Genomic DNA, 25,218 nt, shown 5'->3' with positions numbered 1-25,218 from the left:
CGCGGCCACCCAGCTCGAACGTGCGCGTGTTGGCGAAGGTGGCAGTGATGATCATGGGTGGAGCCTAGCGACTGCCGACTGTGCGAGACAAGCACGACCCACGCGAAGCAGGCGTGGGAGCGACGTCAGTCGCGAACAGGCGCCGAGATCGCGACTGACGTCGCTCCCACATCGGGAGAACCGGCGCAAGCCGTTGGCTGGAGTGACAGGCGGAAGCGCAGGGTACCGTCGTACGGTGTCCAGCCCATCGCGCGGTACAGCGCCTGTGCGGTGACGTTGTCGTGGTCGGTTTCCAGTTCCAGCCGCAACGCGCCATCGGCGTAGGCGAAGTCCGCAGCCGCCGACAGCAGGGCGCGGGCCACGCCGTTGCGGCGCGCGTCCGGCAGCACCAGCAGGTCGTTGAGGATCCAGACGTGCGCGGCACTGACCGAGGAGAACGCAGGATAGAGCTGGGTAAAGCCGACGGCTGCGCCGTCGACGGACGCCAGCAGGATCACCGACTCGCCACGCGTCATGCGGGCCCGGATGAAGTCCCGCGCCAGTGCCGGGTCCGACGGCTTGCCGTAGAAGACGCGGTACAGGTCGAACAGCGGCGCGATGGTGTCGACATCATCGGCGGTGGCGCGGGTGATCTGGAGGCTCATCGTGGGTTCCTTGGGGTGCGTCGCCCGGGTTTGTGCCTCGTGACAGTGCCATGTTTTCCAGCGTGCTTCGACGCCGTCATCCCGGCGCAGGCCGGAACCCAGCGCCTCATGCTTCTCCCTTGGCAACAGTTTCCTGCAAGTCACTGGGTCCCGGCCTGCGCCGGGATGACGGGGTAGAACGTGGCGCGAAACGTTTCCGACTCAAGCCGCTTCCGTCAGCCGCGCCAGTTCGTCGGCCAGGTGCTCGCGGCCCAGGCGGTCGATCAGTTCGTCCAGGTCGCCCTGGATGATGTTGGGCAGGTCGTACAGCGTGAGGCCTTCGACGCGGTGGTCGGTGATGCGGCCCTGCGGGAAGTTGTAGGTGCGGATGCGCTGGCTGCGGTCACCGCTGCCGACCTGCAGCTTGCGTGTCTCCGCCTGCGCGGCCTGCTGCTTGCTGCGTTCGGCATCGAGCAGCTGCGCCTTCAGCCGCTTCATCGCCTTGTCGCGGTTGGCGTGCTGGCTGCGCTCGGTCTGGCATTCCACCACCACGCCGCTCGGCACGTGGGTGATGCGGATCGCCGACTCCGTCTTGTTGACGTGCTGGCCACCGGCGCCGGAGGAGCGGAAGGTGTCGACCTTCAGGTCGGCCGGATTGATGACGATGTCGTCCACCTCATCCACGTCGGGAATGATCGCCACGGTTGCTGCCGACGTGTGGATGCGACCCTGCGATTCGGTCTCCGGCACGCGCTGCACGCGGTGGGTGCCGGATTCGAACTTGAGCTTGGAATACGCGCCGCGGCCGACGACGCGCGCGACGATTTCCTTGTAGCCGCCATGTTCGCCGGGGCTGTCGGATTCGATCTCGACCTTCCAGCCCTGGCGTTCGGCATAGCGCGCATACATGCGGAACAGGTCGCCGGCGAAGATCGCGGCTTCGTCGCCGCCAGTGCCCGCGCGGACTTCGAGGAACAGGTTGCCGTCGTCGCGGTGGTCCTTGGGCAGCAGCAACAGCATCAGTTCGTCGTCGAGCTGTATCAGTCGCTGCTGGGCGGCGGCGATCTCCTCGTCCGCCAGCTCGGCCAGTTCCGGATCGTCGCGCATGGCCTGCGCGGCGGCCAGGTCGGCCTGCGCGCGCTTTTCTTCCGCCATCGCGGTGGCGAGTGGCTCCAACTGGGAAAACTCGCGCGAGAAATTGCGGAAGCGCTCGCTGTCGCCGATCACGCCAGGGTCGGCGAGTAGGCGTTCCAGTTCTTCCCGGCGTTCGGCCAGCGCTTCGAGCTTACGGCGCAGCGTCGGCGTCATCGTCTTTCTTCAGGTGGGAATAGGGCGGCTGCGCGGGGAACAGGCGATCGACGGCACGCGCAAGTTCGGCATCGCCGCTCATGGCGGCTTCGCGCAGTGCCGCGGTCGGCGGATGCAGCAGGCGGTTGGTCAGCGTGTGGGCGAGGAATTCGAGGACCTGCGCCGGCTCGCGGCCGTTGGCGAGTTGCTGGCGCGCCTTCGCCAGCACGTCCTCGCGGGTGGATTCGCCCAGGGCGCGCAGGCGCTTGAGCGGTTCCTGGCGAGAGCCGGCGTGCAGGTGCTCCATGAAACGGCCGACCTGCACGTCGATGATCGCTTCGGCAGCGTCTGCCGCCTCGCGGCGACCACGCCGGTTGTCTTCGACCGCGCGTTCCAGGTCGTCGACGGTGTAGAGGTAGGCGTCGCGCAGTTCGGCGACCGACGCCTCGATGTCGCGCGGCACGGCGAGGTCGAACAGCAGCATCGGCTTGTGCTTGCGCTTGGCCAGTGCGGTGGCCACCTGCGACTGCAGCACCACCGGCTCGCGCGCGGCGGTGGCGGAGAACACCACGTCGGCTTCGGCCAGGTGGCGTTCCAGTTCGGTCAAGGGCAGGGCGTAGCCGCCGTGGCGGGTGGCCAGTTCCTGCGCGTGCGCCAAGGTGCGGTTGGCGACCAGCAGCCGACGCACCTTGCCTTCGCTCAGGTGCTTGGCGGCGAGTTCGATGGTTTCGCCGGCACCGACCAGCAGCACCGTGGACTCGCTGAGGCGGGCGAAGGAGTTCTGCGCCAGGCGCACGGCGGTGGAGGCGACCGAGACCGGGTTGGCGCCGACGCGGGTGTCGGTGCGCGCGCGCTTGGCCACGGCGAAGGTCTGCTGGAACAGGCGGTCGAGGCGGTTGCCGAGCGCGCCGTGTTCGCGCGCCGTGGCCCAGGCGTCCTTCACCTGGCCGAGGATCTGCGGCTCGCCGAGCACCATCGAATCCAGCCCGGTCGCGACGCGGAACAGGTGGCGGACGGCGTCGGCGTCGCGGTGCCGATAGAGATAGCCTTCAAGCCCTTCGGCGTGGGTCGCCAGCCAGCTCGCCAGCACGTCGCCGTTTTCGGCCACCGCGTACAGCTCGGTGCGGTTGCAGGTGGAGAGCAGGGCGGCCTCGACCACGTCGGGCAGCGCCCGCAGCGACGACAACGCGTGCAGCACCGTGCCGGCGTCGAACGCCACCCGTTCGCGCAGGTCGACCGGCGCGGTCTGGTGGTTCAATCCGAGGACCCACAACGTCATCGTTCAGGCGCTTGCAGTAAGCTGCTGGCTCATATCAGGGCCGCCATTTTACGGCCGACGTGACGTTCATGCCCGAAATGATTCGTACTGGGATCGCCGCGCTGGTCCTCGCGGTCGCCATGCCGTCCGCGAATGCGGCACCCGCTGCACCGCCGGGCACCGCGCGGGACGATGCGCTGACCACGGTCATGGCGGGTGAATTCGCCCTGCAGGCCGGCCAGTTGCCGGATGCGGCGCGCTGGTACCTCGACGCGGCGAAGCGGGGCGACGATGCCGGGTTGGCAGAGCGCGCCACCCGCATCGCCCTGCTGGCCAAGGACGATGCCCGTGCCGCTGAAGCGCTCAAACTCTGGAAGGCGCGGTCGCCGCGGACGCTGGCCCTCCGCGGCGCCGAAGCGACGCTGGCGATGCGCCAGGGCCAGGCGCGGGTTGCGCGCCGGGAACTGGCCGCGCTGATGAAGGATGCCGACGACCTGGGTTGGCGCTATGCGCTGACGGCACTGGGGAGCGGCAGCAAGGACCCGGCGCTGGCGCCGCGGCTGCTGAAGGAACTGGTGGACGAGCGGGCGATTCCCGACAAGCTGCAGCCCTGGCTTGCGTTCACGGGCCTGGCGCAACAGCTGGACCAGCCGGCGCTGGCCGAACGCATGGTCGCCGACGTGATGAAGCGCTTCTCGGGCGAACCGGCGGTGGCGCTGCTGCAGGCCAGCCAGTTGCTGCAGGCAGACCGCAAGCAGGAAGCGCGCGCGGTGCTGGATGGCCTGTTGCCCAAGGCGGCCACCGATCCGGCGCTGCGGCTCAAGCTGGCCGAGGAATACGACCGGCTGGGCGATCCCGCCGCAGCCGCGCGCGCCATGGGGCAGGGTCCCCAGGACACGCTGACCTACGGATTGCGTGCGCAGTTGCTGGCCAGGGCCGATGACAAGACCGCGCTGGATGCGCTGTACCAGGAACTGAAGACGGCCGGCACGGACCAGCCGACCGAATACAGCCCGGACCGCCGCCTGCTGCTGGGCCAGATGGCCGAGTTCCTGGAAAAGCGCGACGAGGCGCTCACCTGGTACCGCAGCGTGCCCGCTGGCGACCAGCGCGCCGACGCACGCCTGCGCGCGCTGAAGACGCTGTTCGACCTGGGGCGCAAGGACGAGGCCTTCGCCGAAGCGCGCGCGCTGCAGGGCGACGCCAGTGTCGAGGACGGCACGCGACGCGACGCCTATCTGATGGAGGCCGAACTGCGTCAGCAGGATGAGCAGGACGAGGGCGAACTGGAAGTCTTCGCGCGCGGACTGGCCGCCTACCCTGACGATCTGGCGCTGCTGTATTCGCGCGGGCTGGCGTGGGAGCGGCGCGACCGCATCGACCATGCGGAGGCCGATTTCCGCCGCATCCTGGTCATCGAGCCCGACAACGTGGCCGCGCTCAATGCGCTCGGTTACACGCTGGCCGATCGCACCACGCGCTACCAGGAGGCGCTGGAACTGATCGATCGTGCGCGCACCGCGGTACCGGACGACGCGGCCATCATCGACAGCTATGGCTGGGTGCTGTACCGGCTCGGCCGCAATGCGGAAGCGCTGGTCGAGCTGCGGCGCGCGTTCACGCTGCAGAAGGACCCCGAGATCGCCGCCCACGTGGCCGAGGTGCTGTGGGTGATGGGACAGAAGGACGAGGCGCGCCGCTACTTCGACGAGGCGCGCAAGCTCGACCCCGACAACCGCTCGCTGCTGCGGGCGCTGGAGAAGACAGGCGCATGAAGGTTTCAGGATTCCTGCTGGCGGGGCTGGCGGCCCTGTCGATGGCGGGCTGCGCCACGCGCGGTCCGGCCGTGGATTCGCCGGCGCTGAGCGACCCGGAGGCGCTGGCGGCGGCACAGGCGGCGCAGGCCACCCGCGCGGCCTGGCTGGCGTCGCGGCCGGACTGGTCGTTCGCGGGCCGGGTGGCGGTCAATGCGAACGGGAAGGGCGGCAGTGGCCGGATCGACTGGCAGCAGACGGGCACGGGTTACCAGGTCGCGCTGAGCGCGCCGGTCACCCGCCAAAGTTGGCGCCTGGGCGGCGACCTGCAGACCCGGGCCGCACGGCTGGACGGGCTGGAAGGTGGGCCACGCGAGGGCGCCGATGCCGACCGCCTGCTGCGCGAGGCGACCGGCTGGGACATCCCGGTCGCGTCGATGGTGCACTGGGCCCGTGGCGTGGCTGATCCTTCCGCTTCCGTCGACGGTGTGGAATACGACACCGATGGTCGCCTGCGGACCCTGACCCAGCAGGGCTGGCGGGTGGACTATCTGGACTGGTTCCCGGCCGAGGGCGCCCAGCCGGTCATGCCGCGCCGCATGGAGGCGCGCCGGCAGGGCGCGACGGTGAAGGTCGCCGTCGACCAGTGGCAACTGGCGCCGCAGTGAGTGCGTTCCCCGCGGCGGACGGCTGGTCGGCCTGGCCGGCGCCGGCCAAGCTCAACCTGACCCTGCAGATCGTCGGACGTCGTGCCGATGGCTATCACCTGCTGCAGACCGTCTTCCGGCTGCTGGACTGGGGCGACACGATCCGCCTGCGGGTCCGGGCAGATGGCGAGATCCGGCGGGTAGGAGAGTCCGTTCCGGGCGTCCCGGAGGCTGAGGACCTGGTTGTCCGTGCCGCCAAGCTGCTGAAAAAAGAAGCCAATATCGGCAAAGGTGTCGACATTGGCGTCGAAAAACGCATTCCGGCCGGTGGCGGCTTCGGTGGCGGATCGTCGGATGCCGCGACCGTGCTGGTCGCCCTTGATCAGATATGGGGCTGCGGTCTGACGCCGGACCGACTGGCGTCGCTGGGGTTGCAGCTGGGGGCGGACGTGCCGGTCTTTGTCCGTGGCGAGAATGCGTGGGCTGAAGGCGTGGGCGAGATTCTGGCGCCGCTGACCCTGCCGCCCGCCTGGTATCTGCTGGTCGATCCGGGCATCCATGTGCCGACGGCGGCCCTTTTCGCGTCACCGGATTTGACGCGTGATGCTGCACCCGCGAAAATATCTGACTTCGTTTCGGGATCACTGCTCGGCAACGCGTTCGAGCCGGTGGTGCGTCGCCGGGAGCCTGCCATCGAGGCGGTCTTCCAGGCCCTGTCGCACATCGGTACGCCACGTTTGACCGGTTCCGGCGGCGGCTGCTTCGTGGAGTTCGCCGACCGGACCTCTGCCGAGGATGCGCTGGCGTCACTGCCTGCCGGGCTTCATGCCTGGGTGGTGGAGGGCGCGGCGCGCTCGCCGCTGCTGGATGCGCTGGCGCAGGCTTCGCGGGACGGAGAAAAACGCCTAGGGGCGTCGCCAAGTGGTTAAGGCACCGGGTTTTGATCCCGGCATTCGTAGGTTCGAATCCTTCCGCCCCTGCCAATCCAGTCCAGCCGCATCCGCCGAGACGACACCATGCAAGACGAACGTAACCTGCTCGTGTTCTCCGGCAACGCCAACAAGCCGTTGGCGAACAGCATCTGTCGCGAGCTGGGCGTGCGGCCGGGCAAGGCGCTGGTCTCCCGCTTCTCCGACGGCGAAGTCCAGGTCGAGATCCAGGAGAACGTGCGCCGTCAGGAAGTGTTCGTCGTGCAGCCGACCTGCGCGCCGAGCGCGGAGAACCTGGTGGAGCTGCTGGTCCTGATCGACGCGCTGAAGCGCGCATCGGCCAGCAGCGTCACCGCGGTGGTGCCGTACTTCGGCTACGCCCGCCAGGATCGCCGCATGCGCTCCTCGCGCGTGCCGATCACGGCGAAGGTGGCGGCGAAGATGTTCGGCGCCGTCAACGCGGATCGCGTGTTGACGGTCGACCTGCACGCCGACCAGATCCAGGGCTTCTTCGATATCCCGGTCGACAACGTGTATGCCTCTCCGCTGTTGCTGGCCGACATCTGGCGCGCCTACGGCACGGAGAACCTGCTGGTGGTGTCGCCGGACGTGGGTGGCGTGGTCCGCGCCCGTGCGGTCGCCAAGCGCCTCGACGATGCCGACCTGGCGATCATCGACAAGCGCCGTCCGCGCGCCAACGTCGCCACGGTGATGAACATCATCGGTGACGTGGAAGGCAAGGACTGCGTGCTGGTGGACGACATCGTCGACACCGCCGGCACGCTCTGCGCCGCCGCAGCGGCGCTTAAGCAGCACGGCGCCAACAAGGTGGCGGCGTACTGCACCCATCCCGTGCTCTCGGGCCCGGCGGTGGACAATCTGAACAACTCGGTGCTCGACGAGCTCGTCGTCACCGACACCATCCCGCTCTCGCCGCAGGCGCAGGGCTGCAGCAAGATCCGCCAGCTGTCGGTGGCGGAACTGCTGGCGGAAACGATCCGCCGCATCGCCTTCGGCGAGTCGGTCAGTTCGCTGTATGTGGATTGAGTCTCCGCCGCACGCCGGAACATCGGCGGGTGGCTTTCCGGGTTCATCTGGTCGCGGGTGAACCTTCAATCAGATCGCCATGAGGCGGTCCAACAACCTAGGTAGTGAATCAACATGGCTAAGACGCATGAAATCAAGGTCGAGCGCCGCGCAGACGAGGGTAAGGGTGCGAGCCGCCGCCTCCGTCACGCGGGCACCGTGCCTGCCATCGTTTACGGTGGCGAACTGAAGCCGGTCAGCATCCAGCTGAACCACAACGAAGTCTGGCTGGCCTCGCAGCACGACTGGTTCTACTCGTCGATCCTGGACCTGAGCCTCAACGGCGACATCCAGAAGGTGCTGCTGCGCGACATGCAGCGCCATCCGTTCAAGCAGCAGATCATGCACCTGGACTTCCAGCGCGTGAACGAGAACGAGACGCTGCGCACCGCGGTGCCGCTGCACTTCCTCAACGAAGACAAGTCGCCGGCCGGCAAGTCCGCCGAGGTCGTGGTCACCCACGAACTGAACGAAGTCGTCGTCGAGTGCCTGCCGAAGGACCTGCCGGAATTCATCGAGATCGACCTGGCCGACCTGGCCATCGGCGCGGTGGTCCACCTGTCCGACGTCAAGCTGCCGGCCGGCGTGGTCATCCCCGAGCTGAAGCTGGGCAAGGAACACGACGTCGCCGTCGTGATCGCCAAGCACGGCAAGGAAGAGGTCGAGGAAGCGCCGGCCGAGACGGCCGAAGTGCCGGCCTCCAAGGTCGCCAAGAAGGACGACAAGTAATCGCGTGAACCCTCGCCCGCTCCGGCGGGCGAGGGTGTGCGATGCGTCCCCATGGCAGGCTTGCGCCTCATCGTCGGACTGGGCAATCCCGGTGCCGAACATGCCCGAACCCGGCACAACGCCGGGTTCCATTTTGTCGACGCCCTGGCGGAACGGCAGGGTGAGCGGTTCGGCCTGGACAGCAAGCTGTTCGGCGAGACCGCGAAGGTCGTGGTCGCCGGCCAGCCGGTGTGGCTGTTGAAGCCGGCCACGTACATGAACCTCAGCGGCAAGTCGGTTGCGGCGGCGCTACGCTTCTGGAAGATCGCGCCGGAAGAGGCGCTGCTGGCGCACGATGAGCTCGACCTCCCGCCGGGCGCCGCGCGACTGAAGTTTGATGGTGGGCACGGCGGCCAGAACGGCCTGCGCGACACCATCCAGCACCTCGGGCACGGCAAGTTCCATCGCCTGCGCATCGGCATCGGCCATCCTGGTCACAAGGACCGGGTGACGGGGTGGGTGCTGGGCAAGCCGGGCAAGGACGACGAAATCCTGATCGCGCGGGCGATCGACGACGCGATGGACGTGCTGCCGCTGGCGGTGGCCGGCAACTTCATGGATGCGATGACGCGGTTGCACACGCAGAAGCCGTGATTGGTGATTGGTGATTTGCAGGCACCAGGCCGCGAATCACCAATCACGAATCACGAATCCCGGATGTAGACATGGGTATCAAATGCGGCATCGTGGGCCTGCCGAACGTCGGCAAGTCCACCCTGTTCAATGCGCTGACCAAGGCGGGCATCGCCGCGGCCAACTTCCCGTTCTGCACCATCGAGCCGAACGTGGGCGTCGTGCCGGTGCCGGACCTGCGTCTCAACCAGCTGGCCGAGATCGTCAAGCCGCAGAAGGTGATCCCGACGGCGGTGGAATTCGTCGACATCGCCGGCCTGGTGGCGGGCGCCGCCAGCGGTGAAGGCCTCGGCAACAAGTTCCTGGCGCACATCCGTGAGGTGGACGCGATCACCCACGTGGTGCGCTGCTTCGAGAACGACGACGTCATCCACGTCAACAACCGCATCGATCCGCTGTCGGATATCGACACCATCGATACCGAACTGGCGCTGGCCGATCTGGAGAGTGTCGAGAAGGCGCTGAACCGCGCCGAGCGTTCGGCCAAGGCAGGCGAGAAGGACGCCATCGCCCGCAAGCCCGTACTGCAGAAGCTGCAGGCCGGCCTCAACGACGGCAAGCCGGGCCGCGCGCTGGGCCTGGACGACGAGGAAAAGGCGCTGGTCCGCGACCTGTTCCTGCTGACGCTGAAGCCGGTGATGTACGTGGCCAACGTGCTGGAGGACGGGTTCGAGAACAATCCGCACCTGGAGGCCGTTCGCGCCCGTGCCGCCACCGAGGGCGCGCAGGTGGTGCCGGTGTCGGCCGCCATCGAGGAAGAGCTGTCCCAGCTCGACGATGCCGACCGCGACGCCTTCCTGACCGACCTGGGGCTGGACGAGCCGGGGCTGAACCGGGTGATCCGCGCCGCCTACACCCTGCTGGGCCTGCAGACCTACTTCACCGCCGGCGTGAAGGAAGTCCGCGCCTGGACGGTGCGGGCGGGCTCCACCGCTCCCCAGGCCGCAGCCGTGATCCATACCGATTTCGAGAAGGGCTTCATCCGCGCCGAGACCATCGCGTTCGACGACTTCCTCAAGTACAAGGGCGAAGCCGGTGCCCGCGACGCGGGCCGCCTGCGGCTGGAAGGCAAGGAATATCGCGTGCAGGAAGGCGACGTCCTGCATTTCCGGTTCAACGTCTGAGAAAAAAGTGTCGCGGACGCGTTGACAGACGTGCCGGCACACGCCAAAATCTCGGGCTGTTTCACCCTGGTTTGATTTGGCCCTTGGCCCAGTCAGTCCGGTGATCCCGGAGGGATACCCAAGCGGCCAACGGGGGCAGACTGTAAATCTGCTGGCTTACGCCTTCGGTGGTTCGAATCCACCTCCCTCCACCAGTTTTCGTTGTTGTTTCGCGTTGTAGTGGTCTCCCGGTGCGGGAGTAGTTCAATGGTAGAACTGTAGCCTTCCAAGCTACTAGTGCGGGTTCGATTCCCGTCTCCCGCTCCACTGAACACCGCGCAGGACCAGCGGCAATCCAGGCAACACAACCGGTTTCACGCTCACGTAGCTCAGTCGGTAGAGCACCTCCTTGGTAAGGAGGAGGTCGAAGGTTCGATTCCTTTCGTGAGCACCACTTCCATCCATTTGATCCACTCGAGAACCAGCAGCCATGGCAAAGGGTAAGTTCGAACGCACCAAGCCCCACGTGAACGTGGGCACGATTGGTCACGTTGACCACGGCAAGACGACGCTGACGGCGGCGCTGACGAAGATCGGCGCGGAGCGTTTCGGTGGCGAGTTCAAGGCCTATGACGCGATCGACGCGGCGCCGGAAGAGAAGGCGCGCGGCATCACGATCTCCACGGCCCACGTGGAATACGAATCCGCCTCGCGCCACTACGCGCACGTGGATTGCCCGGGCCACGCCGACTACGTGAAGAACATGATCACCGGTGCGGCCCAGATGGACGGCGCGATCCTGGTGTGCTCGGCCGCCGACGGCCCGATGCCGCAGACCCGCGAGCACATCCTGCTCTCGCGCCAGGTCGGCGTGCCGTACATCGTGGTGTTCCTGAACAAGGCCGACATGGTCGACGACGCCGAGCTGCTCGAGCTGGTCGAAATGGAAGTCCGTGAGCTGCTGAGCAAGTACGAGTTCCCGGGCGACGACACCCCGATCATCTCGGGCTCGGCCCGTCTGGCGCTGGAAGGCGACCAGAGCGAGATCGGCGTGCCGGCGATCCTGAAGCTGGTCGATGCGCTGGACAGCTGGATCCCGACCCCGGAGCGCGACGTCGACAAGCCGTTCCTGATGCCGGTGGAAGACGTGTTCTCGATCTCGGGCCGCGGCACCGTGGTGACCGGCCGTATCGAGCGCGGCGTGATCAAGGTGGGCGAGGAAATCGAAATCGTCGGTATCCGTCCGACCCAGAAGACCACGGTCACGGGCGTGGAAATGTTCCGCAAGCTGCTGGATCAGGGTCAGGCGGGCGACAACGCCGGTCTGCTGCTGCGCGGCACCAAGCGTGACGACGTGGAGCGTGGCCAGGTGCTGGCCAAGCCGGGTTCGATCACCCCGCACACCGAGTTCGAAGCCGAAGTCTACGTGCTGAGCAAGGACGAAGGCGGCCGTCACACGCCGTTCTTCAAGGGCTACCGTCCGCAGTTCTACTTCCGCACGACCGACATCACGGGTGCCGTGACCCTGCCGGAAGGCGTGGAAATGGTCATGCCGGGCGACAACATCAAGATGACGGTCACCCTGATCAACCCGGTGGCGATGGACGAAGGCCTGCGCTTCGCGATCCGCGAAGGCGGCCGTACCGTCGGCGCCGGCGTGGTGGCCAAGATCATCAAGTGACGTCCTGACCCGGACGGGTCAGCCCGTCCGGCTTCGTCAGGCCGTCATCCCCGCGAATGCGGGGATCCAGTGCCTGGCGAAGCGACAAGGGCGGACCGGAACCTCGGTCCGCCTTCGCCGTCTAAGGGAAGGTTGTAGCAAATCGATACGCCAGTAGCTCAATTGGCAGAGCAGCGGTCTCCAAAACCGCAGGTTGGGGGTTCGAGTCCCTCCTGGCGTGCCACTTCCTCCCTCGCGGAGTCCGGGTCCCCGGCACTCCCCAAAGAAAAGAGCGACAACTGACTTGAACAGCAAGGTCGAACAATCCAAAGCCGGTACGCCCGCAGCGGACATCGCCAAGTACGTGCTGGCGCTGGCGCTGGTCGTCGGCGGTCTGGTCGCATGGTGGTGGTTCAATGGCCAGTGGGCCACGCCGGTGCGCGCACTGGCTGTCGTCGCGGGACTGGTGCTGGGTGCGCTGGTGTTCCTGCAGACCGGCAAGGGCCGCGACACGCGCGAGTTCCTGTCCGAATCGCGTTTCGAACTGCGCAAGGTCGTATGGCCGACCCGCGAGGAAGCGACCCGCACGACCTGGGTGGTCGTCATCGTGGTCATCATCCTGAGCCTGATCCTGGCCGCCTTCGATTTCGGCATCCAGAAAGCGATCGAGCTGTTCCTGAATTTTGGTCGTTGAGGAGAGTGCCGCAGTGAAGCGTTGGTATGTCGTCCATGCCTACTCGGGCTTCGAGAAGTCGGTGGCCCAGGCCCTTCGCGACCGCATCGTCCGCGACGAGATGCAGGAAAAGTTCGGCGACGTCCTGGTCCCGACCGAAGAGGTCGTGGAAATGCGCTCCGGCCAGAAGCGCCGTTCCGAGCGCAAGTTCTTCCCGGGTTACGTGCTGGTCCAGATCGAGACCCATGACGAGGGCGGCATCCCGCGGATGGACAGCGAGAGCTGGCATCTGGTGAAGGACACCTCGAAGGTCCTCGGCTTCATCGGCGGCACCGCCGACCGTCCCCTGCCGATCCGTGACGAAGAGGCGGCTGCCATCCTGGATCGCGTCCAGGAAGGCGTCGAGAAGCCCAAGCCCAAGGTCCTGTTCGAGCCGGGCGAGATGGTCCGCGTCACTGATGGTCCGTTCAACGACTTCAACGGCGTGGTCGAGGAAGTCAATTACGAGAAGAGCCGCCTGCGTGTCGCGGTGCTGATCTTCGGTCGTTCCACCCCGGTGGAGCTGGAATTCGGGCAGGTCGAAAAGGCCTGATCCGGCGGCCCGGCGTATTCAGTCGGGACCGTAAAACCCTGATATACTGCGCGGCTCCCTGACGGCGATGCCGGGCAGGAGCCATGGCCGCCCTCGGGTGGCCATTGGCGCGTTCGAGAAAACGCGATGCCGGGACGCGTGATTTTCCCGGTCCGATGGGGAGCCTGAAACCCAGGCGCTAGCACCCGGAGAGCACTCACATGGCAAAGAAAGTTGTCGGTTACATCAAGCTGCAGGTGAAGGCCGGTCAGGCCAACCCCTCGCCGCCGGTCGGTCCTGCGCTGGGTCAGCGCGGCCTGAACATCATGGAATTCTGCAAGGCGTTCAACGCCGCCACGCAGAAGCTGGAGCCGGGCCTGCCGATTCCGGTGGTCATCACCGCCTATTCCGACCGTACCTTCACCTTCATCACGAAGACGCCCCCGGCGTCGATCCTGCTGAAGAAGGCCGTCGGCATCACGTCCGGCTCCAAGCGCCCGAACACCGAGAAGGTGGGCAAGGTCACCCGCAAGCAGCTCGAGGATATCGCCAAGGCGAAGGAGCCCGACCTGACCGCGGCCGACCTGGACGCAGCGGTGCGCACGATCGCGGGTTCGGCCCGCTCCATGGGCCTGACGGTAGAGGGTTAAGAGATGGCACAGAACAAGCGACAGAAGGCCATCCTGGCCGCCGTGACCCCCGGCAAGGCGTACGCCATTGACGAGGCCCTGAAGATCATCAAGACCGCGGTCAAGTCCAAGTTCGTCGAGTCCGTCGACGTGGCCGTGCGCCTGGGCGTGGACGCCAAGAAGTCCGACCAGCAGGTGCGTGGTTCGACCGTGCTGCCCGCCGGTACCGGCAAGTCGGTCCGCGTGGCAGTGTTCGCCCCGGCCGGCGCGAAGGCTGACGAAGCCGCCGCCGCTGGCGCCGAAGCCGTCGGCATGGACGACCTGGCCGAGAAGATGCTCGCCGGCGACATCAACTACGACGTGGTCATCGCCACGCCGGACGCGATGCGCGTGGTTGGTAAGCTCGGTACGGTGCTGGGCCCGCGCGGCCTGATGCCGAACCCGAAGGTCGGCACCGTGTCGCCGAACCCGGCCGAGGCGGTCAAGAACGCCAAGTCGGGCCAGGTGCGCTACCGCACCGACAAGGCCGGCATCATCCATTGCACGATCGGCAAGGCCAGCTTCGAAGACGAAGCGCTGAAGTCGAACCTGCAGGCGCTGCTGATCGACTTGGTGAAGGCCAAGCCGGCTACCTCCAAGGGTCAGTACCTGCAGAAGATCTCGGTCAGTTCGACCATGGGCCCCGGCGTCACCGTCGACCAGTCCTCGCTGTCCCTGAAGTGACGAACTGACCCGCGCGCAAAGCGCGCGGCTTTGTCAGTTCGTCATCCCCGCGGCTTTTAGCAGCCGAATGGCTGCTCAAGCGGGGATCCAGCGACTTGAAGTCTGAGTCGCCGGAGAAACAAGAAAGTCGCCGGGTTCCCGCCTTCGCGGGAACGACGGCAAAAATTTTGAGGGCAGTCGCCCAAACCGGGGTTCCGGTGCAAGCGACAGCCGTCAAAGACCGCAGGTGCGGTCAGCGCGCAACGACGACGGGCACGGAGGCTCGTGTTGGCAGGGAATCGCCGTCGTGGCTAGCGGGATCGCTTAATCCACCCCCGAAAGGGAGTGCGCCTGCGCAGATGGTGCCGCCTTCTGGAAGTTTTCTGGTGCTGGCCGCAAGGCCGGCCAGTCAGACAGGCCACCGACGGGACCGCAAGTCCCCGGCATCCAGGATGGACGCCGTCCAGGACCGCGAACGGCAGGAGCCGCGAGCGGAGTCAATAAGTGAGGAGTGTATGGCTCTCAATCTGTCCCAGAAGCAAGAAGTAGTCGCCGAACTGGCAGACGTCGCCGCCAAGGCGCACTCCCTGGTCGCTGCCGAATACGCAGGCACCACGGTCAGCCAAATGACCGCGATGCGCAAGAAGGCTCGCGAGACCGGTGTGTTCTTGAAGGTTGTCAAGAACACGCTGGCCGTGCGTGCCATCGCCGGTACCGAGTTCGAGGTTGTCCAGGACAAGCTCGTCGGTCCGCTGCTGTATGCGTTTTCGACCGAGGAGCCCGGCGCTGCCGGTCGCCTGATCAAGGAATTCGCCAAGGGTAACGACAAGCTGCAGCCGAAGGTCGTTTCCGTGGGTGGCCAGCTGTATCCGGCCAGCCATGTGGACGTCCTGGCGTCGCTGCCGACCCGTGATCAGGCGCTGGCCATGCTGGCCCGCGTGCTGGCCGAACCCGCCTCGATGTTCGCGCGCGCCGTCAAGGCCGTGGCCGACCAGCAGGGTGGTGGCGAAGCACCGGCGGAAGCTGCTGCCGAAGCCCCGGCCGAAGCCTGAGTTCGACGTCTTTACGGTTCTACGAACCCTAATCCCAGATAATTTCCAAAGGTAAACACAATGTCCCTTTCCAACGAACAGATCGTCGACGCCATTGCCGGCAAGACCCTGATGGAAGTGATGGAGCTGGTCAAGGCCATCGAAGAGAAGTTCGGCGTCTCCGCCGCCGCCCCGGTCGCCGCTGCTGCCGGCCCGGCCGCCGCTGCCGCCCCGGTCGAAGAGCAGACCGAGTTCACCATCGTCCTGAAGGACGCCGGTGCCAAGAAGGTCGACGTCATCAAGGCGGTCCGCGCCATCACCGGCCTGGGCCTGAAGGAAGCCAAGGACCTCACCGAGGCCGGCGGCGTGCTGAAGGAAGGCGTGTCGAAGGAAGACGCCGACAAGTTCAAGAAGGAACTCGAAGCCGCTGGTGCGAGCGTCGAAGTCAAGTAAGTCGTATCCGTCGCCGGTTCACTCAGGCGACAACCCGAGGCCGGGGGCGAAAGCCCCTGGCCTTCGGTCGTTTCAACGGGAGGAGGGAATAGGGAATAGGGAATCGCAAGAGCGCGGCGCCGTCCTGCGCTCGCGATCGATTCTCCATTCCCTATTCCCGATTCCCGCCCAAGCGAGTTTGTAGTTGGAAGTAGCGGCAGAAGGCGTGCTGGTGCCGGCAATACCAGCGACTTCCAACTGGAAATTCCCCCGTTCGAAAGAATGTCCCCCGTGTGGTCGCGGACGCGCGCCCCACGCTGCCAGAGGCACAGTCACATGACGACATATTCGTTCACCGAAAAGAAGCGCATCCGCAAGGATTTCGGCAAGCAGCGGTCGATCCTCGAGGTCCCGTTCCTGCTGGCCATCCAGGTCGACTCCTACCGTGAGTTCCTGCAGGAGCACACCGATCCCGCCAAGCGCGAGGACCGTGGCCTGCACGCTGCGCTGAAGTCGGTCTTCCCGATCGCCAGCTACAGCGGCAACGCCGCGCTGGAGTACGTCGGCTACAAGCTCGGCGAGCCCGTGTTCGACGAGCGCGAGTGCCGCAACCGTGGCCTGAGCTACGGCGCCCCGCTGCGCGTGACCGTGCGCCTGGTGATCTACGACCGCGAGTCGTCGACCAAGGCCATCAAGTACGTGAAGGAGCAGGAGGTCTATCTGGGCGAGATTCCGCTCATGACCGACAACGGCACCTTCATCGTCAACGGCACCGAGCGCGTCATCGTCTCGCAGCTGCACCGTTCGCCGGGCGTGTTCTTCGACCACGACCGCGGCAAGACGCACAGCTCGGGCAAGCTGCTGTACAGCGCCCGCATCATTCCTTACCGCGGCTCCTGGCTGGACTTCGAGTTCGACCCGAAGGACGCGCTGTTCACGCGTATCGACCGCCGCCGCAAGCTGCCGGTCTCGATCCTGCTGCGTGCGCTGGGCTACTCCAACGAGGAGATGCTCAATGAGTTCTTCGACGTCAACACCTTCCACATCCTGCCGGAAGGCGTGCAGTTGGAACTGGTCGCCGAGCGCCTGCGCGGCGAGACGCTGAACTTCGACCTGGCCGATGGCGACAAGGTCATCGTGGAAGCCGGCAAGCGCATCACCGCGCGCCACGTGAAGCAGTTGGAGCAGTCCGGCATCGCCGCGCTGGCCGTGCCCGATGAGTACCTGGTCGGCCGCATCCTGTCGCACGACGTGATCGACGCCAACACGGGTGAGCTGCTGGCCGCCGCCAACGACGAGATCACCGACGACCAGCTGGCCAAGTTCCGCAAGGCCGGCGTGGACGCTGTGGGTACGCTGTGGGTCAACGACCTGGACCGTGGTCCGTACCTGTCCAACACCCTGCGCATCGATCCGACCAAGACGCAGCTGGAAGCGCTGGTCGAGATCTACCGCATGATGCGTCCGGGCGAGCCGCCGACCAAGGATGCCGCGCAGAACCTGTTCCACAACCTGTTCTTCACGTTCGAGCGCTACGACCTGTCGAACGTCGGCCGCATGAAGTTCAACCGTCGCGTGGGCCGCAAGGAAACCACCGGCGAAGCCGTGCTGTACGACAAGAAGTACTTCGGCGCGCGCAATGACGAAGAGGCCAAGCGCCTGGTCGCCACGCTGGGCGAGACCTCGGACATCCTGGACGTCATCAAGGTCCTGACCGAGATCCGCAACGGCCGCGGCACCGTGGACGACATCGACCACCTGGGCAACCGTCGCGTGCGTTCGGTCGGCGAGATGGCCGAAAACGTCTTCCGCGTGGGCCTGGTCCGCGTCGAGCGCGCCGTGAAGGAGCGCCTGTCGATGGCCGAGTCCGAGGGCCTGACGCCGCAGGAACTGATCAATGCCAAGCCGGTGGCCGCCGCGATCAAGGAGTTCTTCGGCTCCTCGCAGCTGTCGCAGTTCATGGACCAGAACAACCCGCTGTCGGAAGTCACGCACAAGCGTCGCGTCTCGGCCCTGGGCCCGGGCGGCCTGACCCGCGAGCGCGCCGGCTTCGAAGTCCGCGACGTGCACCCGACCCATTACGGCCGCGTCTGCACCATCGAGACGCCGGAAGGCCCGAACATCGGCCTGATCAACTCGCTGGCCGTGTACGCGCGCACCAACAGCTACGGTTTCCTCGAGACGCCGTACCGCAAGGTCGTGGACGGCACCATCACCGACGAGATCGAATACCTGTCGGCGATCGAAGAGAACGAGTACGTCATCGCGCAGGCCAACGCGCTGCATGACGCCAAGAGCCGTCTGACCGAGCAGTTCGTGCCGTGCCGCTACCAGGGCGAATCGCTGCTGAAGCCGCCGGGCGAAGTGGACTACATGGACGTCTCGCCCATGCAGACCGTGTCGGTCGCTGCGGCGCTGGTGCCGTTCCTGGAGCACGATGACGCGAACCGCGCACTGATGGGCGCCAACATGCAGCGCCAGGCCGTGCCGACGCTGCGTGCGCAGAAGCCGCTGGTCGGTACCGGCATCGAGCGCGCCGTGGCGCGCGACTCGGGCGTGACCGTGAACGCGCGTCGTGGCGGCGTGGTCGAGCAGATCGACGCCGGCCGCATCGTGGTGAAGGTCAACGAGGTCGAGATCTCCGGCGAAACCGATGCCGGCGTCGACATCTATTCGCTGATCAAGTACACGCGCTCCAACCAGAACACCTGCATCAACCAGCGTCCGCTGGTGAACGTGGGCGACGTGGTCGCGCGCGGCGACGTGCTGGCCGACGGTCCCTCGACCGACATCGGCGAGCTGGCGCTGGGCCAGAACATGCTGATCGCGTTCATGCCGTGGAACGGCTACAACTTCGAAGACTCCATCCTGCTCTCCGAGCGCGTGGTGGAAGAGGATCGCTACACCACGATCCACATCGAAGAGCTGACCTGCGTCGCGCGCGACACCAAGCTGGGACCGGAGGAAATCTCCGCCGACATCCCGAACGTCTCCGAGCAGGCGCTGAACCGCCTCGACGAGAGCGGCGTGGTGTACATCGGTGCGGAAGTGCGCGCCGGCGACATCATGGTCGGCAAGGTCACGCCGAAGGGCGAGAGCCAGCTGACCCCGGAAGAGAAGCTGCTGCGTGCCATCTTCGGCGAGAAGGCCTCCGACGTGAAGGACAGCTCGCTGCGCGTGCCGCCGGGCATGGACGGCACCGTCATCGACGTGCAGGTCTTCACCCGCGACGGCATCGAGAAGGACAAGCGTGCGCGCCAGATCGAGGAAAACGAGATCAAGCGCGTCAAGAAGGACTTCGACGACCAGTTCCGCATCCTCGAAGGTGCCATCTACGCCCGCCTGCGTTCGCAGCTGGTCGGCAAGGTCGCCAACGGCGGTCCGGGCACGCTGAAGAAGGGCGATGCGATCTCCGACGCCTACCTCGACGGCCTGAAGAAGTCCGAGTGGTTCACCCTGCGCATGAAGGACGATGACGCGTCCGACGCCATCGAGCGCGCCCAGATGCAGATCCAGGCGCACGAGAAGGAGTTCGAGCGTCGCTTCGCCGACAAGCGCGGCAAGATCACCGCCGGCGATGACCTCGCCCCGGGCGTGCTGAAGATGGTCAAGGTCTACCTGGCCGTGAAGCGCCGCATCCAGCCGGGCGACAAGATGGCCGGCCGCCACGGCAACAAGGGTGTCGTGTCGACCATCGTGCCGGTCGAGGACATGCCGTACATGGCCACCGGCGAGACCGTGGACATCGTGCTGAACCCGCTGGGCGTGCCGTCGCGTATGAACATCGGCCAGGTGCTGGAAGTGCACCTGGGCTGGGCCGCGAAGGGACTGGGCAAGAAGATCCAGGACATGCTGGACGCCCAGGCCAAGGTGGCCGACCTGCGCAAGTTCCTGACCCAGATCTACAACCACGACCAGAAGCTGGGCGAGGATCGCGTGGACCTGGACCAGTTCAGCGATGCGGAACTGATCGCGCTGGCCAGGAACCTGACCGACGGCGTGCCGATGGCCACCCCGGTGTTCGACGGCGCGGCGGAAACCGAGATCAAGCACATGCTGGAACTCGCTGACCTGCCGATCAGCGGCCAGACCCAGCTGTTCGATGGCCGCACCGGCGAGGCGTTCGATCGCCACACCACGGTCGGCTACATGCACATGCTGAAGCTGAACCACCTGGTCGACGACAAGATGCACGCGCGTTCGACCGGTCCGTACTCGCTCGTCACCCAGCAGCCGCTGGGCGGCAAGGCGCAGTTCGGTGGCCAGCGCTTCGGTGAAATGGAAGTCTGGGCGCTGGAAGCCTACGGCGCGGCGCACACCCTGCAGGAAATGCTGACGGTCAAGTCCGACGACGTGCAGGGCCGCAACCAGATGTACAAGAACATCGTCGATGGTGCCCACGAGATGGTCGCGGGCATGCCGGAATCCTTCAACGTGCTGGTGAAGGAAATCCGCTCGCTCGCCATCAACATGGAACTGGAAGACTGACCGATGTGGCGCGGCGGCACTGACCTGCCGCTGCGCCGATCGACCCTGGTCAACCCGCCATCGACAAAGATTCCTCCTGACGGAGAAACACCATGAAAGACCTGCTCAACCTCTTCAACCAGCAGCGCCAGACGCTGGACTTCGATGCGATCAAGATCGCGCTGGCCTCGCCGGACCTGATCCGTTCGTGGTCCTTCGGCGAAGTGAAGAAGCCGGAAACCATCAACTACCGCACCTTCAAGCCGGAACGCGACGGCCTGTTCTGCTCGGCCATCTTCGGCCCGATCAAGGACTACGAGTGCCTGTGCGGCAAGTACAAGCGCATGAAGCACCGCGGCGTGGTCTGCGAGAAGTGCGGCACGGAAGTGACGCTGGCCAAGGTGCGCCGCGAGCGCATGGGCCACATCGACCTGGCCAGCCCGGTCGCGCACATCTGGTTCCTCAAGTCGCTGCCGTCGCGCATCGGCCTGATGCTGGACATGACCCTGCGCGACATCGAGCGCGTGCTGTACTTCGAAGCGTATGTCGTCACCGAGCCGGGCCTGACCTCGCTCGAGCGCCGCCAGCTGCTGACCGAAGAGCAGTTCATGCAGGCGCGCCAGGAACACGGCGACGACTTCGACGCCGCCATGGGCGCCGAGGCCGTCTACGACCTGCTGCGCACGATCGACCTGCAGGCCGAGATGGTGAACCTGCGCGAAGACATCGCCAGCACTGGTTCGGAGACCAAGCTCAAGCGCCTCACCAAGCGCATCAAGCTGATGGAAGCGTTCCTGGAGTCGGGCAACCGTCCGGAATGGATGGTCATGACCGTGCTGCCGGTGCTGCCGCCGGACCTGCGTCCGCTGGTGCCGCTGGACGGTGGCCGCTTCGCGACCTCCGACCTCAACGACCTGTACCGCCGCGTCATCAACCGCAACAACCGCCTGCGCCGCCTGCTGGAGCTCAACGCCCCGGACATCATCGTGCGCAACGAAAAGCGCATGCTGCAGGAGTCGGTTGACGCCCTGATGGACAACGGCCGCCGCGGCCGCGCCATCACCGGCACCAACAAGCGCCCGCTGAAGTCGCTGGCCGACATGATCAAGGGCAAGCAGGGCCGCTTCCGCCAGAACCTGCTGGGCAAGCGCGTCGACTACTCGGGCCGTTCGGTCATCGTGGTCGGTCCGACCCTGCGCCTGCACGAGTGCGGCCTGCCGAAGAAGATGGCGCTGGAGCTGTTCAAGCCGTTCGTGTTCGCCAAGCTGCAGCGTCGTGGCCTGGCCACCACCATCAAGGCCGCCAAGAAGCTGGTCGAGCGCGAAGAAGCCGACGTCTGGGACATCCTGGAAGAGGTCATCCGCGAGCACCCGGTGCTGCTGAACCGCGCGCCGACGCTGCACCGCCTGGGCATCCAGGCGTTCGAGCCGGTGCTGATCGAAGGCAAGGCGATCCAGCTGCACCCGCTGGTCTGTACCGCCTTCAACGCCGACTTCGACGGTGACCAGATGGCCGTGCACGTGCCGCTCTCGCTGGAAGCCCAGCTGGAAGCGCGCGCGCTGATGATGTCGTCCAACAACATCCTGTCGCCGGCCAACGGCGAGCCGATCATCGTGCCGTCGCAGGACGTCGTGCTGGGCCTGTACTACATGACCCGCGCGCTGGAGAACAAGAAGGGCGAGGGCATGGCGTTCGCCAACATCGCCGAGGTCAAGCGCGCCTACGACAACCGCGCCGTCGAGCTGCACGCGAAGGTCAAGGTCCGCATCAGCGGCACCGTGATCGACGAGGAAGGCGGCCGCAGCCAGCAGACCAGCATCGTGGACACCACGATCGGTCGCGCGCTGCTCGCCGAGATCCTGCCGGAAGGCCTGCCGTTCGCGCTGGTCAACACCGAGTTGAACAAGAAGGCCATCAGCCGCCTGATCAACTCCAGCTACCGCATGCTGGGCCTGAAGGACACGGTCGTGTTCGCCGACAAGCTGATGTACACCGGCTTCGCGTACGCCACGCGCGCCGGCGTCTCCATCGGCATCGACGACATGCTGATCCCCGCCGAGAAGAAGGGCATCCTGGGCGAAGCCGAACAGGAAGTGCTGGAGATCCAGGAGCAGTACCAGAGCGGTCTGGTCACCGCCGGCGAGCGCTACAACAAGGTGGTCGACATCTGGTCGCGCACCAACGAGCGCATCGCCAAGGCGATGATGGACACCATCGGTACCGACAAGGTGCAGAACGCCAAGGGCGAGACCATCAACGAGAAGTCGATGAACTCGCTGTACATCATGGCCGACTCCGGCGCCCGTGGTAGCCAGGCGCAGATCCGCCAGCTGGCCGGCATGCGCGGCCTGATGGCCCGTCCCGACGGTTCGATCATCGAGACGCCCATCAAGGCGAACTTCCGCGAAGGCCTGAACGTGCAGGAGTACTTCAACTCCACCCACGGTGCCCGTAAGGGTCTGGCCGATACCGCGCTGAAGACGGCGAACTCCGGTTACCTGACCCGTCGCCTGGTCGACGTGGCGCAGGACGTGGTGATCACCGAGGTCGACTGCGGCACCCAGGAAGGCCTGACCATGACGCCGATCGTGGAAGGCGGCGACGTGGTCGAGCCGCTGCGCGACCGCGTGCTGGGCCGCATCGTGGCCGAGGACGTGTTCCTGCCGGGCAACGACGAGGATCCCATCGTCACCCGCAACACGCTGCTCGACGAAGCGTGGGTGCAGAAGCTGGAAGATGCCGGCGTGCAGGCGTTGAAGGTGCGTTCCACCATCACCTGCGAATCCGACTTCGGTGTCTGCGCGCACTGCTACGGCCGCGACCTGGCCCGTGGTCACATCGTCAACATCGGCGAAGCGGTCGGCGTCATCGCCGCGCAGTCGATCGGCGAGCCCGGCACCCAGCTGACCATGCGTACGTTCCACATCGGTGGTGCGGCGTCGCGTGCGGCGGCCGTGGACAACATCACCGTCAAGACGACCGGCTCGATCAAGTTCAACAATCTCAAGTTCGTCGAACACGCGAACGGCAGCCTGGTCGCGGTGTCGCGCTCCGGCGAACTGTCGGTGCTCGATGGCCATGGCCGCGAGCGCGAGCGTTACAAGCTGCCCTACGGCGCCACCATCAACGTCAAGGACGGCGCGCAGATCACCGCCGGCCAGGCCGTGGCGAACTGGGACCCGCATAACCACCCGATCGTGTCGGAAGTGGCCGGCTTCGTGCGCTTCGTGGACTTCGTCGATGGCGTCACCGTCATCGAGAAGACCGACGACCTGACCGGCCTGGCCTCGCGCGAGATCACCGATCCGAAGCGTCGCGGTTCGCAGGGCAAGGACCTGCGTCCGATCGTCCGCATCGTGGACAAGGACGGCAAGGACCTCAGCATCCCCGGTACCGACCTGCCGGCGCAGTACCTGCTGCCGCCGCGCTCGATCGTCAACCTGCAGGACGGCGCGCCCGTCGGCGTGGGCGACGTGGTCACCAAGGTGCCGCAGGAAGCGTCGAAGACCCGCGACATCACCGGTGGTCTGCCCCGCGTGGCCGACCTGTTCGAAGCCCGCAAGCCGAAGGATCCGGCCATTCTGGCCGAGCGCTCCGGCGTCATCAGCTTCGGCAAGGACACCAAGGGCAAGCAGCGCCTGATCATCAAGGACACCGACGGTTCGGAGCACGAGGAGCTGATTCCGAAGTTCCGCCAGATCATCGTGTTCGAAGGCGAGCACGTGGCCAAGGGCGAAACCATCGTGGACGGCGAGCCGAGCCCGCAGGACATCCTGCGCCTGCTGGGTGTCGAGCCGCTGGCGGCCTACCTGGTCAAGGAAATCCAGGACGTCTATCGCCTGCAGGGCGTGAAGATCAACGACAAGCACATCGAGGTCATCACCCGCCAGATGCTGCGCAAGGTGGAAATCACCGACGCCGGCAACAGCAAGTTCCTGGCCGGCGAGCAGGTCGAGAAGCAGCGCTTCATCGAAGAGAACGCCAAGCTGCTGGCCCGCAACGAGCTGCCCGCGAAGTACGATCCGGTCCTGCTGGGCATCACCAAGGCCTCGCTGGCGACCGAGTCGTTCATCTCGGCAGCCTCGTTCCAGGAGACCACCCGCGTGCTGACCGAGGCGGCCGTCCGCGGCACCCGCGACACGCTGCGCGGCCTGAAGGAAAACGTCATCGTGGGTCGCCTGATCCCGGCCGGTACCGGCCTGGCGTACCACAACCAGCGCCGCCGCAACGCATCCGGTCTGACCGAGGCCGAGGTGAACGCCCTGTCCGGCGGCACGGCCGAGACCGCTCCGGCGGCCGCGGTCGCCGCCACCGACGACGCCGGCGAGGAGTCCAGCGCCAGCTAAACCGTACGACCTGACGGCCTCCGGGCCGTCCCAGACCACGAAAAGAGGCGCAGGATGCGCCTCGTTTTCGGCCCAGGAAGGGCGGGATCGCAGTCAGTTGGCAGGCACCCACCTCCGTCGCGTTGACGGTCGGGCGGGTTGCCGGCTATACTTTTCCGTCTAGGTGGGCCGTCTTGCGGCCTGCCTTCGTTTTCATGTCAAACAAGGCTCCGGCCTTCACACGAAGAATCCATTATGGCAACCGTCAATCAGCTGGTCCGCAAGCCGCGGCAGGCCCCCACGTACAAGAGCCAGTCGCCCGCGCTGGACAACTGCCCGCAGCGTCGCGGCGTGTGCACCCGCGTCTACACGACGACCCCGAAGAAGCCGAACTCGGCCCTTCGCAAGGTCGCCAAGGTGCGCCTGACCAACCAGGAAGAAATCATCAGCTACATCGGCGGTGAAGGCCACAACCTGCAGGAGCACTCCGTGGTGCTCGTGCGCGGCGGCCGTGTGAAGGACCTGCCGGGCGTGCGCTACCACACCGTGCGCGGCTCGCTCGATGCCTCGGGCGTCGCCAAGCGTCGCCAGGGCCGTTCCAAGTACGGCGCCAAGCGTCCCAAGGCTTAAGGAAAAAGAA

General features: G+C 66.1%; 20 protein-coding genes and 5 tRNA genes. 22 read left to right on the top strand and 3 right to left on the bottom strand.

Features of this window, described 5'->3' with window-relative positions; genetic code table 11:
* Window positions 1-125: 125 nt before the first annotated feature.
* The 3 genes from ACGHX3_RS14480 to hemA all read right to left on the bottom strand — a co-directional run bounded on the left by ACGHX3_RS14480 (window position 126) and on the right by hemA (window position 3,189).
* A complete protein-coding gene (locus tag ACGHX3_RS14480; protein ID WP_394695389.1) occupies window positions 126-644 on the bottom strand; it encodes a GNAT family N-acetyltransferase in 519 nt (172 codons plus the stop codon).
* Between the two features lie 201 nt (window positions 645-845).
* Window positions 846-1,931, bottom strand: coding sequence for a peptide chain release factor 1 (gene prfA, locus ACGHX3_RS14475; protein ID WP_394695388.1), 1,086 nt, complete (start codon window positions 1,929-1,931; stop codon window positions 846-848).
* A complete protein-coding gene (gene hemA, locus ACGHX3_RS14470) occupies window positions 1,909-3,189 on the bottom strand; it encodes a glutamyl-tRNA reductase (RefSeq protein WP_394695387.1) in 1,281 nt (426 codons plus the stop codon). The genes prfA and hemA overlap by 23 nt, the downstream gene beginning before the upstream one ends.
* Before the next feature lie 68 nt (window positions 3,190-3,257).
* Between hemA and ACGHX3_RS14465 the strand changes: the two genes are divergently transcribed.
* The 22 genes from ACGHX3_RS14465 (at window position 3,258) to rpsL (ending at window position 25,208) form a co-directional block, all read left to right on the top strand.
* Window positions 3,258-4,943: a hypothetical protein gene (locus tag ACGHX3_RS14465; RefSeq protein WP_394695386.1), complete on the top strand. Its 1,686-nt coding sequence runs from the start codon at window positions 3,258-3,260 to the stop codon at window positions 4,941-4,943.
* Window positions 4,940-5,590, top strand: coding sequence for a lipoprotein insertase outer membrane protein LolB (lolB, locus tag ACGHX3_RS14460; RefSeq protein ID WP_394695385.1), 651 nt, complete (start codon window positions 4,940-4,942; stop codon window positions 5,588-5,590). The genes ACGHX3_RS14465 and lolB overlap by 4 nt, the downstream gene beginning before the upstream one ends.
* Window positions 5,587-6,498 (top strand): 4-(cytidine 5'-diphospho)-2-C-methyl-D-erythritol kinase, encoded by a 912-nt coding sequence (gene ispE / locus ACGHX3_RS14455; RefSeq protein WP_394695384.1) that lies wholly within the window; start codon window positions 5,587-5,589, stop codon window positions 6,496-6,498. The genes lolB and ispE overlap by 4 nt, the downstream gene beginning before the upstream one ends.
* A tRNA-Gln gene (locus ACGHX3_RS14450) sits at window positions 6,477-6,552 on the top strand. The genes ispE and ACGHX3_RS14450 overlap by 22 nt, the downstream gene beginning before the upstream one ends.
* A 33-nt stretch (window positions 6,553-6,585) precedes the next feature.
* The gene (locus ACGHX3_RS14445; protein WP_162338501.1) at window positions 6,586-7,545 is read left to right on the top strand and encodes a ribose-phosphate diphosphokinase; all 960 of its coding nucleotides are present in this window, start codon (window positions 6,586-6,588) and stop codon (window positions 7,543-7,545) included.
* Between the two features lie 114 nt (window positions 7,546-7,659).
* Window positions 7,660-8,313, top strand: coding sequence for a 50S ribosomal protein L25/general stress protein Ctc (locus tag ACGHX3_RS14440; RefSeq protein WP_162338500.1), 654 nt, complete (start codon window positions 7,660-7,662; stop codon window positions 8,311-8,313).
* A 51-nt stretch (window positions 8,314-8,364) separates the two neighbouring features.
* Window positions 8,365-8,946, top strand: coding sequence for an aminoacyl-tRNA hydrolase (gene pth / locus ACGHX3_RS14435; protein WP_394695383.1), 582 nt, complete (start codon window positions 8,365-8,367; stop codon window positions 8,944-8,946).
* Between the two features lie 71 nt (window positions 8,947-9,017).
* Window positions 9,018-10,109, top strand: coding sequence for a redox-regulated ATPase YchF (gene ychF / locus ACGHX3_RS14430; protein ID WP_162338498.1), 1,092 nt, complete (start codon window positions 9,018-9,020; stop codon window positions 10,107-10,109).
* Between the two features lie 108 nt (window positions 10,110-10,217).
* A tRNA-Tyr gene (locus tag ACGHX3_RS14425) sits at window positions 10,218-10,303 on the top strand.
* 38 nt (window positions 10,304-10,341) lie between these two features.
* Window positions 10,342-10,415, top strand: a tRNA-Gly gene (locus ACGHX3_RS14420).
* Between the two features lie 51 nt (window positions 10,416-10,466).
* Window positions 10,467-10,542: transfer RNA gene (locus ACGHX3_RS14415), tRNA-Thr, on the top strand.
* A 36-nt stretch (window positions 10,543-10,578) separates the two neighbouring features.
* The gene (gene tuf / locus ACGHX3_RS14410) at window positions 10,579-11,769 is read left to right on the top strand and encodes an elongation factor Tu (protein ID WP_213600565.1); all 1,191 of its coding nucleotides are present in this window, start codon (window positions 10,579-10,581) and stop codon (window positions 11,767-11,769) included.
* Window positions 11,770-11,916: 147 nt separating this feature from the next.
* Window positions 11,917-11,992, top strand: a tRNA-Trp gene (locus ACGHX3_RS14405).
* Between the two features lie 60 nt (window positions 11,993-12,052).
* Window positions 12,053-12,442 (top strand): preprotein translocase subunit SecE, encoded by a 390-nt coding sequence (gene secE, locus ACGHX3_RS14400; RefSeq protein WP_394695382.1) that lies wholly within the window; start codon window positions 12,053-12,055, stop codon window positions 12,440-12,442.
* Window positions 12,443-12,455: 13 nt separating this feature from the next.
* The gene (gene nusG, locus ACGHX3_RS14395; RefSeq protein WP_162338034.1) at window positions 12,456-13,013 is read left to right on the top strand and encodes a transcription termination/antitermination protein NusG; all 558 of its coding nucleotides are present in this window, start codon (window positions 12,456-12,458) and stop codon (window positions 13,011-13,013) included.
* Window positions 13,014-13,213: 200 nt separating this feature from the next.
* The gene (gene rplK / locus ACGHX3_RS14390) at window positions 13,214-13,642 is read left to right on the top strand and encodes a 50S ribosomal protein L11 (protein WP_055945202.1); all 429 of its coding nucleotides are present in this window, start codon (window positions 13,214-13,216) and stop codon (window positions 13,640-13,642) included.
* Between the two features lie 3 nt (window positions 13,643-13,645).
* Window positions 13,646-14,344, top strand: a complete 699-nt coding sequence (gene rplA, locus ACGHX3_RS14385; RefSeq protein ID WP_055945206.1) for a 50S ribosomal protein L1 — start codon at window positions 13,646-13,648, stop codon at window positions 14,342-14,344.
* A 494-nt stretch (window positions 14,345-14,838) separates the two neighbouring features.
* Window positions 14,839-15,375, top strand: coding sequence for a 50S ribosomal protein L10 (gene rplJ, locus ACGHX3_RS14380; protein ID WP_162338039.1), 537 nt, complete (start codon window positions 14,839-14,841; stop codon window positions 15,373-15,375).
* A 60-nt stretch (window positions 15,376-15,435) separates the two neighbouring features.
* Window positions 15,436-15,807 (top strand): 50S ribosomal protein L7/L12, encoded by a 372-nt coding sequence (rplL, locus tag ACGHX3_RS14375; protein WP_162338033.1) that lies wholly within the window; start codon window positions 15,436-15,438, stop codon window positions 15,805-15,807.
* A 315-nt stretch (window positions 15,808-16,122) separates the two neighbouring features.
* On the top strand, window positions 16,123-20,274 hold the full coding sequence (gene rpoB, locus ACGHX3_RS14370) for a DNA-directed RNA polymerase subunit beta (protein WP_394695381.1): 4,152 nt from the start codon (window positions 16,123-16,125) through the stop codon (window positions 20,272-20,274).
* 92 nt (window positions 20,275-20,366) lie between these two features.
* Entirely contained in the window at window positions 20,367-24,599 is a 4,233-nt protein-coding gene (rpoC, locus tag ACGHX3_RS14365) for a DNA-directed RNA polymerase subunit beta' (RefSeq protein ID WP_394695380.1), read from the top strand.
* 234 nt (window positions 24,600-24,833) lie between these two features.
* Window positions 24,834-25,208, top strand: a complete 375-nt coding sequence (gene rpsL, locus ACGHX3_RS14360) for a 30S ribosomal protein S12 (protein WP_055945224.1) — start codon at window positions 24,834-24,836, stop codon at window positions 25,206-25,208.
* The last annotated feature ends 10 nt before the right edge of the window (window positions 25,209-25,218 follow it).

It is taken from the genome of Pseudoxanthomonas japonensis, assembly GCF_043632995.1.
Lineage (GTDB): Bacteria > Pseudomonadota > Gammaproteobacteria > Xanthomonadales > Xanthomonadaceae > Pseudoxanthomonas_A > Pseudoxanthomonas_A japonensis.
This window is presented reverse-complemented; position numbering and strand designations above follow the sequence as displayed.

Bases quoted from the DNA above. Each gene is read 5' to 3' on its own strand.
- tuf (WP_213600565.1), top strand. From the start codon at position 10,579: ATGGCAAAGGGTAAGTTCGAACGCACCAAGCCCCACGTGAACGTGGGC.
- rplK (WP_055945202.1), top strand. From the start codon at position 13,214: ATGGCAAAGAAAGTTGTCGGTTACATCAAGCTGCAGGTGAAGGCCGGT.
- rplJ (WP_162338039.1), top strand. From the start codon at position 14,839: ATGGCTCTCAATCTGTCCCAGAAGCAAGAAGTAGTCGCCGAACTGGCA.
- rpsL (WP_055945224.1), top strand. From the start codon at position 24,834: ATGGCAACCGTCAATCAGCTGGTCCGCAAGCCGCGGCAGGCCCCCACG.
- ACGHX3_RS14480 (WP_394695389.1), bottom strand. From the start codon at position 644: ATGAGCCTCCAGATCACCCGCGCCACCGCCGATGATGTCGACACCATC.
- ychF (WP_162338498.1), top strand. From the start codon at position 9,018: ATGGGTATCAAATGCGGCATCGTGGGCCTGCCGAACGTCGGCAAGTCC.
- rplA (WP_055945206.1), top strand. From the start codon at position 13,646: ATGGCACAGAACAAGCGACAGAAGGCCATCCTGGCCGCCGTGACCCCC.
- lolB (WP_394695385.1), top strand. From the start codon at position 4,940: ATGAAGGTTTCAGGATTCCTGCTGGCGGGGCTGGCGGCCCTGTCGATG.
- ACGHX3_RS14465 (WP_394695386.1), top strand. From the start codon at position 3,258: ATGCCCGAAATGATTCGTACTGGGATCGCCGCGCTGGTCCTCGCGGTC.
- rpoC (WP_394695380.1), top strand. From the start codon at position 20,367: ATGAAAGACCTGCTCAACCTCTTCAACCAGCAGCGCCAGACGCTGGAC.
- ACGHX3_RS14445 (WP_162338501.1), top strand. From the start codon at position 6,586: ATGCAAGACGAACGTAACCTGCTCGTGTTCTCCGGCAACGCCAACAAG.
- ACGHX3_RS14440 (WP_162338500.1), top strand. From the start codon at position 7,660: ATGGCTAAGACGCATGAAATCAAGGTCGAGCGCCGCGCAGACGAGGGT.
- rplL (WP_162338033.1), top strand. From the start codon at position 15,436: ATGTCCCTTTCCAACGAACAGATCGTCGACGCCATTGCCGGCAAGACC.
- hemA (WP_394695387.1), bottom strand. From the start codon at position 3,189: ATGACGTTGTGGGTCCTCGGATTGAACCACCAGACCGCGCCGGTCGAC.
- prfA (WP_394695388.1), bottom strand. From the start codon at position 1,931: ATGACGCCGACGCTGCGCCGTAAGCTCGAAGCGCTGGCCGAACGCCGG.
- rpoB (WP_394695381.1), top strand. From the start codon at position 16,123: ATGACGACATATTCGTTCACCGAAAAGAAGCGCATCCGCAAGGATTTC.
- pth (WP_394695383.1), top strand. From the start codon at position 8,365: ATGGCAGGCTTGCGCCTCATCGTCGGACTGGGCAATCCCGGTGCCGAA.